This is a genomic window from Mesorhizobium sp. M8A.F.Ca.ET.218.01.1.1 (assembly GCF_004791165.1).
Taxonomy (GTDB): Bacteria; Pseudomonadota; Alphaproteobacteria; order Rhizobiales; family Rhizobiaceae; genus Mesorhizobium.
Map to the genome: position 1 here is coordinate 165,511 of NZ_SRUZ01000007.1, position 12,514 is coordinate 178,024.

A 12,514-nucleotide genomic window follows, 5' to 3' on the forward strand; every position below is an offset into this window, starting at 1 on the left:
TGACGACCGGCGCATACACAGAGGAACTTGAAGACGCCGGCCGCCATTTGGGGCGTTGGGTGCATCACGTTGGGGCACGATGCAGGGTCAGGTTAGGCGGATGCCTGGTGCCCGCAATCGGAACGCCGGCCCATGGTGAACAGGGGGTTACTATCCACAGGCCCGAGGCAGTAACCGGCAGGCGGCGCGCTGGTTTGCGGCCGTCCATCGTGGCCACGTCATCATTGTCTCGGCTGTGCGCAACGCGAATCGCTTGGCCTGCGCGGCTCGACGGGCCGCGATCGGGTTGATAAGCCCGTCTGCGAAGGAGCCGATGAGTCTGGCATGACCGTTGCGATCGAGATGGGACACACGACGGCGGGCGCTCCGGCGAAGCTCGATCTCGAGGAGCTGCTGGCGACCCGCCTGCTGGTGCAGGGCAATTCGGGCTCCGGCAAGTCGCATCTGTTGCGGCGCCTGCTCGAACAGAGCGCGCCCTGGGTGCAGCAGACCATCATCGATCCGGAAGGTGACTTCGTCTCGCTGGGCGAGCGTTACGGCCATCTGGTGATCGATGCCGAGGAGCACACCGAGCGCGGCCTGCAGGCAGCCGGCGAGCGGGCGCGCATCCACCGTGTTTCAACCGTGCTCAACCTCGAAGGGCTCGACGCCGAGAACCAGATGCGACGCGCCGCTGCCTTCCTTGGCGGGCTGTTCGAGGTCGCGCGCGACCATTGGTACCCGATGCTGGTGGTGGTCGACGAGGCGCAGCTGTTCGCGCCGGCGGTGGCCGGCGAGGTTTCCGACGAAGCGCGAAAACTCTCGCTCGGCGCCATGACCAATCTGATGTGCCGTGGCCGCAAGCGCGGGCTTGCCGGCATCATCGCCACGCAGCGGCTGGCCAAGCTCGCCAAGAACGTCGCGGCGGAAGCCTCCAACTTCCTCATGGGCCGCACCTTCCTCGATATCGACATGGCGCGCGCCGCCGATCTGCTCGGCATGGAGCGGCGGCAAGCGGAGGCCTTTCGCGACCTGGAGCGCGGACAGTTCATGGCGCTGGGGCCGGCGCTGTCGCGCCGCCCGCTTGGCCTGCGCATCGGTCCGACCGACACCAGCCCGCGCAACGGCACGCCCAGGCTGATGGCGATGCCGGAATCCGCTCTCGAGGACGCCCGCGCGATCATCCTGGCCGCCCCGCCGCCCGAGACGATGCGCGCGCCGCGCCGGGTGGCGTCGCCGGATCTGCTGGAGCAGCTGATGGCGGCGAAATCGGCGCCGCGCGACATTCGGCCCGAACCGGCCGAGCCCGCGCCCAGCGCCGAGGATCTGGCCGAACGGCGCGAGCGGATGGACCGCATCCTGCGCGCCATCCTGGCCGAACCCGATGCGGGATTTCGCGTCATCGGCGTCCTCTACCAGGAATTCGTCGTGCGCTGCCGCATCGAGGGACTGGCTTCGGTCATACCCGATCTCCAGGAATTTCGCCGCATGCTGACACGCGCCCGTGCCGGGGTGGGGTCCGACATGGCCGAGGATGACGCGTGGCGGGATGTTTCGGTGCGCGCCTCACTGCTGCCAGAGGACATGCAGGGCGTGTTCATGATGATCGCGCGCGCGGCGAAGGAGGGCTGGCCGTGCCCGAGCGATGGCGCGATCGCCCGCGCCTATGGGTCGCACTCCATGCGCCGGGCCCGGCGGCTGCTGACCTATATCGAGGAGCAGGGCCTCATCGTCTGCCAGCTCGACGGCACGGGAAAGCGCACGGTGACGCTGGTCGAACTCGCCTGGGCCACCGCGCCGGGCGACCCCAACGCCGAGGCGGCGGAGCAGGGCAGCCTGGCGCTGTGAGGGCCGATGACTAGCCCAGGTCCCGGTGGATCGCGGACGCAGGCCGGCGGCACTGGCGCCCGGATCCGCATCATGGGGACGCCGAAATCGGGCACGAATCTCGCAAAACATCTGGTCGAGGCCTATCTCGGCGTGCCCGTCGTCTTTGACCAGGGTTTTTGGAAGCATGGGATCTTTCCGGCCCTGATGAACGGGCGCGCGCTGCAATATGGCGACTTGCCCATCATTGTCATGAGCAAGGACCCGATCACTCAGCTCCTGTCCTGGTTCCGTTTCACCAGGCACAACAGCATTTTGAGGCCGGCCAAACATTTCGGTTCGTTCCTGAACCAGCCTTTCGAAATCAGGCAGGATTTCACGCGGCCGCAGATGGAATACAGGTTCCGCGCACCCGCCGACTACTGGAACCAGTTCTACTTTGCTATGGAGGCGCTGCGCCGCACCGGCACGCCCGTGCATTTCGTATGCTATGAGCAACTCGTCGCGACCCCGGCCCTTTGCCTGAGTTCCATTTCCCGTTTCCTCGATCTGTCCACGCCGTTCGAAGCCAGCACCGACGTGACAATTCCACGCCACGCGCTTGTCTCGAGCAATGACATCGACCGGTCCGGGGACCCGGCCGCCAACGAGAGCCTGTTTGACCCCTCGCGGGCGGATCTGGCAGCCGCGTTGGCCAGGATCGGCTGGCGCAATGCGCACAGAATCCTGCGCGACATCGACGACGACGTGCTTGAGGCAACGGGCCGGGCCGGATTTCGCATGACCTGCAGGCAGGCGATCGGTCCCGCGGCGATATTGAGGTCGTTCATCGGCTTCTGGTGAGGCCTGCGTGCGCAACGACGCCGCCCTTACTGGACGGTGATAACACCGTCGACCGCTCGCCATTCCGATGGGGTGATGAGCCGGTGGTGGGCGATGTGGACGGAGTGAAGCGGTCCCTCCAAGCGCTCGGGGTGGCGCGCGGCCGCGACGCAGCACGCGTCATGGACGGTCGGATACTCGATCTGCAGGAGGCCCCATGCGTGGTCGCAATGAACTCCTAGATATCGAGGATAAACTTGGCTATCGGGCCGCCGGGCGCCACCATCGGGCAGTTGGAAGGCAGCTGCACTTCTTTCGATATTGTTCGGGCGCCAGGCCATAGTTCCAGCGATCAGTTGGTTGCCGTCAAGACGCCGGCGCCTCGGACAAGCTCAGCCGGTGAATGCCTTGAACTTGTCCTTGGAGGTCAGCAACACATCGCCCTTGAACGAAATCGAGAAATCGCCCAGCTGGTACTGGCCTTGGTCGTTCTTGAGCAGGACGTCGCCAGTCACCTTGTTGGGGCCACCCTCGATGCCTTTGACTATCCTGGCGACGTAGCGCAGATTGCTCTTGGCAAAGAGCATATCGTTCCTGGCCAGTTGCTGCGCGAGAAGCTGGCGTTTCGAGTCGTCGCCGATGCCTTGCAGGCGCTTTTCAATGGCCTCGGGGGTGACACTCGCCAAGGCGCTGTTCAAAGCTGGCAAGGCCTTCTGCAGGCTGAACAGGGCATCGGAAGTCATCCTGCCGGCATCACCGTAGGTCAGGCTCTGGTTGCTGATCGCCTTGTTGGCCTGCGCCTGCGGGCTGCGGTCGGCAGCGGCCTCCATCTCGTCCTGGACGGCCCACATATAGTCATGTTCTCCCATCGCCATCACCGTTTCCGGTGTCTCGCCCGTGGGGATGAAGTTGCGCGCAACGGTGGAATCTTCGTGTCGGCGGTCTGCCTCGACCATCGAGCCGATGAAGCGTGTATACTCCGCTTGGAGTTCGTCAAAGTTGGCTTCGCCCGCGCGCAAATAACGGTCTTGTGCCGTCGTGGTGGACGTTGCACTGATGGGTGAAGACGCCTGCGCCTCAGCGGCCTGGCGAAAGCTGCCGAACGGATCGTATTCGGCGTCGTCCTCATCAGCTGTTGCACCCGGACGAATGACAGGAGGCTCGGTCCGCAGCGCCGTGCCTGCTTTCGCGAACGCGGGCTGGTTGGCGCCTGCAAAGCCGCTCTTGGCCGACATCAGCTTCTGTATCGTAACGGTGAAATCCGGCATGATCCGCATCGAGCAAGCTCTCGGGTTTCACATGCCTTGTGCATGCGATTCACAGAATGAAGCATAGGCGGTTAATCAATGGTTCAAAGTGAACGCTGGCCGAAAACAAATAGTGGTATCCAATGGCATCACGCCAATACACTTCAACAAGTACTAATATAGTTGGCAAAAATACGGAAGCGGCGAGTTTCTCAAAATCGATCCCTTCGCCGCTTATCTCTTGTGCGCAGGCACTGGATTGCTTGATGATCCAAAACGGTGGCCTTCGCGGGATCCTTTCACCGCTCCTCGACGATCCGCAAATAGGCCGCCGTGACGAACAGCACGATCAACCCGAACAAGATCCTTCTCGCGCCCTCCGGCATCTGCAGGATGGTCAAGAGCGTCGTCAGCACGGTGAGGATCAGCGCGCCGATGATGGTGCCGGTGTAGCCGCCGCGGCCGCCGAAGATGGAGGTGCCGCCGATGACGGCCGCCGCCACCGAAGGCAGCACCAGCGGTTCGGCGAGCGACAGCGACGGCGCCTTGATCAGGCCGATATAGAGCAGGCCGGTGATGCCGGCGAGCATGCTTGAGGTGACGTAGAGCGCCGTTATGACCTGCCAGTATTGCACGCCCGACAGACGCGTCGCGCGCTCATTGTCGCCGACGGCGTAGAGCAGGCGGCCGAAGCCGGTGCGGGCGAGCGTGAAGACGATGAGCGCCGCCAGCGGCACGAAGAGCAGCAGCGCGTTGGGAAAGCCGTAGGTGACGCCGGTGCCGAGCCAGGCGAGGAAGTCGGGGATCTTGGCGCCCGACGCGATCACCGTGCGCTGATAGACCTGCAGACAGCCGGTGCCGATCAGGCTGGTGCCCAGCGTCATGATCAGCGGGTGGACGCGGAAGACACCGACGCCGATGCCGTTGACGAGGCCGATCAGCACCGCCGGCATCATCGCCAGCAGGAACGCCACCGCCGGGTCCTGGCTGACGATCTGCGTCGCCATGATGAAGGCGCTCATCGTCGCCACCGTGCCGACCGACAGGTCGATGCCGCCGGTCAACATGGTCATGGTCTGGCAGCCGGCAAGGATCGCCAGCGGAATGGCGAATTTGATGGTGTTGGCGATCCAGCGCTCGTTGACGATGCCGGGACGCAGGATCTGCAGGATCACCACCAGTATGACGAGCAGGATGATCAGCGGCACCAGCGGCCGGTCGGCCATGAAGCGCTTCAGGCGGCGGCCGAGGGGGACGGGGGTTATCGCTGATGTGCTCATGGGGTGGGTCCGATGTTCTGGGAGGGTAGCGCTCTACGGCGCCCCCCTCTGTCCTGCCGGACATCTCCCCCACAAGGGGGGAGATTGGCCGCTTTGGCGCCCCACTCTTTTCTGCAACGTTGAAGATTGGCGAAAGCCGCAACAACAGCCAATCTCCCCACAAGTGGGGGAGATGGCCGGCAGGCCAGAGGGGGGCGCCGTAGAGCGCTACGCTCTATATTTCTCTCTCCCATCATTGCCGCCCCCGCATCGTGATAAACGCGCCGAACATCACCACGGCGACCATGATCAGGCCTTCGATGATGGCGGTGACGTTGGGGTCGATGGCGAGCAGCGTCAGGTCCGTGCGCACCAGGCGCAGCACGAAGACGGCGACGATGGGGCCGAGCAGGCCGCCCTTGCCGCCGCCGAGCGCGACGCCGCCCAGCACCACGGCGGCGACGCTGGCGAGCAGATAGGGGCCGGGAATGGGAGCGCCGATGCCGGTGCTCATGGTCAGCGCCAGCCCGCCCATGGCCGCGAACAGCCCGGACAGCGCGTAGGCGATGATGCGCGTGCGGGCGACAGGCACGCCGCTGCGGAACGCCGCCAGCTCGCTCGAGCCGATGGCGTAGATGGAAAGGCCGAGGCGCGAGCGCCTGAGCGGGACCCAGATGACGCAGAGGCAGACGATCAGCACCAGCAGCGCCTTGGGCAGCCAGGCGTCGATGGCGTCGGGCAGGCCCGGTATCGGCACGGTGCCCGAGATCATCGCCTTCAGCCATTCTGCCGCGGCGCCGCCCGGCGCGCCGAGCACCAGCAGGGCCGCCCCTTGCAGCACGAACAGCATGGCGAGCGTAACGACGATGTCGGGCACGCGGGTGACGACGATGAGCAGGCCGTTGAGGGCGCCCAGCACAAAACCCATGGCGAGCACGAAGGGCACCACGAACAGCGCGTATTCCTCGCTGGCGCCCGCCATCATCGAGGCGGCGGTGACGCTGGTCAGTGCCATCATGGCGGCGACCGAGAGGTCGATGCCGCCGGCGATGACGACGACGGTCTGGGCCGCGACGGCAAAGGCGTAAGGCAGTACCGCCCGCGCCAGCGAGCCGAAATCGCCGCTGCCATAACCGGGCTGGATCAGTTTTGTGACGATGAACAGAACGATGAGCAGGGCGAACAGGCCTGACACCCAGCCCTGGCGGCGCAGGAAATGGTTCATGGCGTCGTCCCCGAAGACGGGGACTGGGGATCGGCCAATATGCCGATATCGGCCTTGGCGCCGCGCGGCAGGCCGTAGGCGGCCCGCATCAGCGCCGATTCGTCCGCTTCCTCGACCCGAAAGATGTCAACGAGACGGCCGCCGAAGATGACGATGACGCGGTCGCAGACGCGCTGCACCTCCTCGAGTTCCGAGGTGTAGAACAGCACCGACTTGCCGTGGCCGGCGAGTTCGCGCAGCAATTTATAGATCTCCTGCTTGGTGCCGACATCGATGCCGCGTGTCGGATCGAAGCACAGGATGGTGCGGGCGTCCGCCGCGATCCAGCGCGCGATGGTCACCTTCTGCTGGTTGCCGCCGGACAGGCGCTGCACCTCGCCCTGGGCGCGGGTGTCGATCTGCAGGCGCTGGATGGCGCTCTGCACCGTGGCGCGCTCCTTACGCATATGAATAGGCCCCCAGTTGCGCAGGGCGGCGCTGAAAGGGAGTGCAATGTTCTCACGCACCGAGCGCTGCATGGCGAGCGCCTCGGAACGGTCGCCGGGCACATAGGCGATCCCCGATCGGATGGCGTCGATCGGATGTGAGAATTTTACTGCCTGGCCGTCGACCTCGATCGTGCCGCCGGATGGCCGGATCGAGCCGGCAAGGGCGGCGAACAGCTCGTCCTGGCCCTGGCCTTCGAGCGCGACGACGCCGGCCACTTCGCCATCGGCGAGATCGAAGGAGACATCGCTGAGCTTGATGCCGACGCGCAGGTTTTTCACGGTGATGCGCGGTCGGGCAGGGGCGGATGCCGCCTTCTCGCTGACGCTTCGGGCGGCGACCTTGGCCTTTTCGATGCGGGTGCCCAGCATCAGCTCGACGATCTCTTCCTCGACGCCCGGCACGATGTCGACGACGCCGACGGTCTCGCCGTCGCGCAGCACGGTGGCGCGGTCGCAAAGGGCTGCGATTTCGACGAAGCGATGGGAGATGAAGATCACCGCGCGGCCGGCGTCACCCTGGCGGCGGACCACTTCCAGCACCTTTTCGGCAAGGTTGGCGGGCAGCGCCGCGGTCATCTCGTCGAGCAGCAGCACGTCGGGTTCAACGGCGAGCGCCCGGGCCAGATCAAGCACCCGCAGCACGGCCAATGGAATGTCGCGCGCGCTGTCGCGCAGGTCGAGGTCGGCGATGCCGAGTTCGCGCACCCAGGCGCGGAACGGCTCGACCGGCGTTCCGGTGAGCCGCAGATTGGACAGCACGTCGAGATCGGGGATCAGCGACGGCTCCTGGTAGACCGGCAACAGCCCGGCGCGGCGCGCGGCCGCCGGCGAGCGTATGTCGCGCGCCTCGCCACGGATCAGGATGCGCCCGGCATTGGCCGAAATCGCGCCGGTCAGGATCTTCACCAGCGTCGACTTGCCGGCGCCGTTGGCCCCCATCAACGCATGCACCTCGCCCGGCAGGACGGACAGCGACGCATTGCGCAGGGCGGCGACCGCGCCGTAGTTCTTGGCGACGCCCGTGGCGTCGAGGAGGGGGCTGGTGGTCAAATTGATTGGGTCTCTATTTATGAGGTCGAATAATTAGAAATGTCGGCGCCGCCCCTCACCTGCCTGCCGGCATCCTCTCCCCGTATAGAGACGGGGAGAGGGGGGCTTGTCGCCGGCATTGCGGCCAGCTTCTCTCTCCCCGTTTACGGGGAGAGATGTCCGGCAGGACAGTGAGGGGCAGCGCCGACGGATGGTCCGTTGGCAAACCTCAGCCTTACTCCCCCGGCCCCTTGCAGGCCACGATCTGCTCCTTGGTGTAGGTCGTCCAGTCCGGGATCGAGATCGAGACCGGCCATTCGGGGCTCAGCGACGGGTCGGCGGCCGCCTTCAGCTTGGCCTTGCCTTCGTCGGTGGCGTTGTCCCAGAGCTGCGGGTCGACCAGCACGGTCTGCTGGGCCGGCTTCTTGCCGTCGAGGATCTGCAGGGCCAGCGTCACGCCGGCACCGCCGATCGAGCCGGGGTTGGTGACGGCGGCACCGACGAGGCCCTTGACCGAGCTCAACTGGCCGACGAAGCCGGCATTGTCGGCGCCGACGACCGGCACCAGCGGCGCCTGCGATTCGACCAGCGCGTCGACGATGACGTTGTCGATGCCGGAGGTCCAGATGCCGTTGATTGGCGTGCCGGTGGCGAGGAACGACAGCATCTGCTGCTTGGCCTGGTCCTGCTGCCAGCCGGTGAAGACTTCCTGCGCGACCTTCACGTCGGGGAATTCGGCCAGCGCCTTCTTGAAGCCTTTGTCGCGATCCGAGTCGGCCGAGGCGCCGGCGGCACCGCGCATGTAGAACACCTCGCCCTTGCCGCCCATCTGGCCGAACAGCCATTTGGCGCCGAGATAGGCATACTGCTCCTGGTTGTTGGAAATGATGTAGGCCGATGGCTCGGTGACCGCCTGGTCGACGGCGACGACGACGATGCCGGCCTTGGTGGCTTCTTCAAGACCCGCCTTGATGCCGGCCGGATCGGCGGGGTTGACGACGATGGCGTCGACCTTGGCGCTGATCAGGTTGCGGATGTCTTCCAGCTGGCCGGCGGCATCGGTGTTGCGGTGGGCGATGTTGAGCTTGGTCACTTCGCCCGAGGCGAGCGCCTGCGCCTTCATGGCGCACACCATCTCCTCGCGCCAGCCATTGCCCTGCACGGTGTTGGAGATGCCGATCGTGTACTTGCCAGCCGCCGACGAGATGCCCACCGAGGCGAGCAGGGCGGCGCTGGCAAGCAGCGGAACCATGGTCAGATATGTCTTCATTTCAGTCTTCCTCCACATTGTTTTTCAGTTCAGTTCCAACCCGTTAAGCCGTGCCACTCACAAACGGAGTCAAGTGGCTCGCCTTGCCGTCATTTGACGAAGGGACGCAGCACGTCGCGGGCGAGCAGAAAACCCCGCTTCACCTGATCGTCGCTGCCTTCAAATCGCCTGTCCTCGTGCTCGATGATGACCGAGCCGTCATAGCCGGCGCGGTAGAGGCCGGAGAAGAAACCGCTCCAGTCGACATCGCCCAGCCCCGGCATGCGCGGCACCTGCCAGCCTATCCCGGCCGAAAGGATTCCGCGCTCGTACAAACCATCATGATCAATCATCAGGTCCTTGGCGTGGACATGCAGCATGTAGGGGCCGAATTCCCTGATGAAGCGGGCCTGGTCGATCATCTGCCAGACCAGGTGCGAGGGGTCGAAATTCATGCCGACATCGCCGCCCCAGCTCTCCAGGATGCGGCGCCAGACTTGCGGCGAATAGGCGATGTTGTGCCCGCCCGGCCATTCGTCATAGCTGAAGATCATCGGGCAGTTCTCGAAGGCAAGCTTCACCCCGTGGTCGCGTGCATGGGCGACGATCCCGGGCCAGACTTTCAGCGCATCCTGCCAGTTGACGTCGACGGTTTTGGAGGCATCGCCGCCGCAGAAGGTGTTGACGACCGGCACGCCCATATTGGCGGCCAGCACGATCACCTTCTTCAGATGGCCGATGACCGCCTCGCGGTGGGCCGGATCGGGATGCAGCGGGTTGGGGTAGTAGCCGAGGCCGGAGATGGACATGTTCTTTTCCGCCAGCGAAGCGGCAATCTCTTTCGCCTGCGAGGCCGAGGTGCCGGCGGCGTCGATATGGCTGGTGCCAGCATAGCGGCGGGTGGCGCCGGAGGTTTTCGGCCAGCAGGCGATTTCCAAGGCCTCGAAGCCGACGGAGCTTGCCCAGCCGGCGACCTCGCCGAGCGGCGTCTCCGCGAATGGTGCGGTGAGCAGTCCAAGTTTCATCATGCCTCCCCTGACCGCGAACCCGCGATCGATGCCTATAATGCCGATAGTTTGGATCGTTTCAACCTCGCGACCCCGTCTTGCTCCAGACTGTGTCGAACGGCCGCCATCGGATCGTCCGAAAGCAGTTCGCCCAGCGCTGAAGTCACCGTCTTGCGAAACGCCTCGTCGGCGGCAAGGCCAGGGTCGAAAATCGTGTCGATGGCCAGGATGGCCGAAGCCAGCGCCGGCGCGTCGCGTCCGGTTTCGTCGGCGATTTCCGCGACCTTGCCGGCACAGGGATCCGAAACCGGCCAGCGTTTGCCGAAGCGCGCCGAGGCCAGGATGAGATAGGCCATCCAGCCGGCGACCGGCACCGACAGCAGGCCGATGCTGGCGCCTTGGCTCAGCCGGTCGCGGATCGGGTTGAGCAGGCGCTGGACGATCTTTTGCGATCCATCGGTAGCGATCTGGTGGTTGCGATGGCGGATCGCTGTGTTCTTCAGCCGGCCAAGGCTCTGCTCGACATAAGCCAACGGCTCCATGCCGGGCACCGGCGTCAGTGTCGGAAGCGTCTCCTCGACCAGCATGCTCCTGACGAAGACCGACAGCAGCGGGTCGGCGATGGCATCGAATGTGTGTTCGAGCCCCGCCAGCACGCCGAGCGTGGCGAGCGTCGTCTGCGCCCCGTTCAGCACCCGCATCTTGAGATGCTCGAACGGCGTGACATCGTCGACGAAGGTCGCGCCGGCCAGGTCCCAGCGCGGCATGCGGCCGGCGAATTTCTGCTCGATCACCCACTGCCGGAACGGTTCGCCGACGGCAACGGCGCCGTCGCGATAGCCGAACCATTGTTCGACGCTGTCGAGGTCATCCGGCGACACAGCCGGCGCGATGCGGTCGACCATGGCGGAGGGGAAGGCGGCATTGGCCGCGATCCAGTCGGCGAGCCCATTGCCGCGCCGTTCGGCAAAGCCCCGCACGACATTTTCCAGGATGACGCCGTTGGTCGGAATGTTGTCGCAGGAGAGCAGTGTTAGCTTCAGGCCATGCGTGGCCCTGCGCTGCTCCAGCGCCAGCGCCAGGATGCCGGGCAGGCTGCGTGGCGCTTCCGGATTGGCGAGATCATGGACGATGTCGGGATGGCCGAGATCGAGCGCGCCGGTCGACGGGATATGGCAATAGCCTTTTTCCGTCACCGTCATCGTCACCAGTTCGATGTCGGGCGAGGCGAGCACCGCGAGCGCCGGTGCGGCGCTGTCCTGGCTGTCGACCACCTTCACGATGCTGCCGATGATGCGCGCCTCGACATGGTCGTTCTCGCGGATCAGCCTTGTGTAGAGGCCGCCTTGCCGGCCAAGGGTGTCGGCGAGCGCCGGCGGGCGGATGTTGATGCCGACAATGCCCCAGCGGTCGAACTTCAGCGAGAGCAGGTCGTCGGTGTATTCGGCCTGGTGGCAGCGGTGGAAGGCACCGACGCCGAGATGGGCCATGCCGGGTGACAGCGATGCGCGGTCGTAGGTCGGCTTTTGCACGGCGGCGGGAAGCCGCTCCAGCAGGCCAGGCCCAAGCGTTTCGATGGCGTTCACCGGTTCGCCCCGATCACCGACTGCTCCTGGTCGATCACCGCCCCGGTCATCGGCCCGGCCGCGTCGGAAAGCAGGAAGACGGCGAGGTTGGCGATATCGTCCGGCCCGAGCAGCCGGCCAAAGGGCTGGGCGGCGTTGGCGGCGTCAAGCCAGCCCGGGCCATGTCCGAGCGTCTGCGCCTGCATCACACGCTCGGTCGGCGTGTCGGTCCAGCCGACATTGATGCCGTTGACGCGGATGCGGTCGAAGCGGTGGGCGTTGGCGGCGTTCTTGGTCAGTGTCGCCAGCGCGCCCTTGGTGGCGGAATAGACGGCAAGCTCGGGTGAGCCGCAATGGGCGTTGATCGACAGGATGTTGACGATCGCGCCCCCCTGGCCGCGTTTCCGCATGTCGGCAATCGCCGCTTGCATCAGGAAGAACGGCGCGCGCGCATTGACGGCGAACAGCGCCGCCCAGTCTTCGGGGCTGGCGTCGAGGAAGGACGCGCGGTCGGTGAGGCCGGCGGCGTTGACCAGGCCGTCGATGCGACCGAAGCGCTCGATGCAGGCCTGCGCCAAAAGGGCCGGAGTTTCCGGGTCTCCGAGGTCCGCGGCGACGAAGAGTGTCGGCGTGCCCAGCCGCGAAAGCTCCGCCGCGACCGCATCGCCACGCGTCTTCTCGCGGCCGGTGACCAACAGCCCGGCCGCGCCGGAGCGCGCCAGGGTCTCGGCGATGGCACGGCCGATGCCTTGCGTCGACCCGGTGACCAATATCACCTTGCCTTCGAGCCTGATCTCCATTCCTCCTCCCGGAACAA

The 12,514-nt window shown here is 65.6% G+C and carries 10 protein-coding genes and 1 pseudogene; 2 read left to right on the plus strand and 9 right to left on the minus strand.

Annotated features, from left to right (window positions below):
* Window positions 1-324 precede the first annotated feature (324 nt).
* The gene (locus tag EN861_RS24515; protein WP_127279059.1) at window positions 325-1,827 is read left to right on the plus strand and encodes an ATP-binding protein; all 1,503 of its coding nucleotides are present in this window, start codon (window positions 325-327) and stop codon (window positions 1,825-1,827) included.
* Between the two features lie 72 nt (window positions 1,828-1,899).
* Window positions 1,900-2,649, plus strand: coding sequence for a hypothetical protein (locus EN861_RS24520; RefSeq protein WP_135866089.1), 750 nt, complete (start codon window positions 1,900-1,902; stop codon window positions 2,647-2,649).
* 26 nt (window positions 2,650-2,675) lie between these two features.
* On the opposite strand, the pseudogene EN861_RS24525 reads toward EN861_RS24520, so the two are convergent.
* From EN861_RS24525 to EN861_RS24570, 9 genes and pseudogenes are all read right to left on the minus strand, one after another.
* A pseudogene (locus tag EN861_RS24525) lies at window positions 2,676-2,771 on the minus strand (protein usg); the annotation flags it as partial.
* 249 nt (window positions 2,772-3,020) lie between these two features.
* Window positions 3,021-3,896, minus strand: coding sequence for a hypothetical protein (locus EN861_RS24530; protein WP_135866091.1), 876 nt, complete (start codon window positions 3,894-3,896; stop codon window positions 3,021-3,023).
* A 278-nt stretch (window positions 3,897-4,174) separates the two neighbouring features.
* The gene (locus EN861_RS24535) at window positions 4,175-5,155 is read right to left on the minus strand and encodes an ABC transporter permease (protein WP_135866093.1); all 981 of its coding nucleotides are present in this window, start codon (window positions 5,153-5,155) and stop codon (window positions 4,175-4,177) included.
* A gap of 232 nt (window positions 5,156-5,387) precedes the next feature.
* Entirely contained in the window at window positions 5,388-6,359 is a 972-nt protein-coding gene (locus tag EN861_RS24545) for an ABC transporter permease (RefSeq protein ID WP_135866096.1), read from the minus strand.
* Window positions 6,356-7,897, minus strand: a complete 1,542-nt coding sequence (locus EN861_RS24550) for a sugar ABC transporter ATP-binding protein (RefSeq protein WP_135866098.1) — start codon at window positions 7,895-7,897, stop codon at window positions 6,356-6,358. The genes EN861_RS24545 and EN861_RS24550 overlap by 4 nt, the downstream gene beginning before the upstream one ends.
* 214 nt (window positions 7,898-8,111) lie before the next feature.
* Window positions 8,112-9,146 carry an ABC transporter substrate-binding protein gene (locus tag EN861_RS24555; RefSeq protein ID WP_135866100.1) on the minus strand — a complete coding sequence of 345 codons (1,035 nt, stop codon included), beginning with the start codon at window positions 9,144-9,146 and terminating at the stop codon, window positions 8,112-8,114.
* Window positions 9,147-9,235: 89 nt separating this feature from the next.
* Window positions 9,236-10,150, minus strand: a complete 915-nt coding sequence (locus tag EN861_RS24560; protein ID WP_127870345.1) for a sugar phosphate isomerase/epimerase — start codon at window positions 10,148-10,150, stop codon at window positions 9,236-9,238.
* Window positions 10,151-10,185: 35 nt separating this feature from the next.
* Window positions 10,186-11,718, minus strand: coding sequence for a mannitol dehydrogenase family protein (locus EN861_RS24565; protein ID WP_135866102.1), 1,533 nt, complete (start codon window positions 11,716-11,718; stop codon window positions 10,186-10,188).
* A complete protein-coding gene (locus EN861_RS24570; RefSeq protein ID WP_135866104.1) occupies window positions 11,715-12,497 on the minus strand; it encodes an SDR family oxidoreductase in 783 nt (260 codons plus the stop codon). The genes EN861_RS24565 and EN861_RS24570 overlap by 4 nt, the downstream gene beginning before the upstream one ends.
* Between the last annotated feature and the right edge of the window lie 17 nt (window positions 12,498-12,514).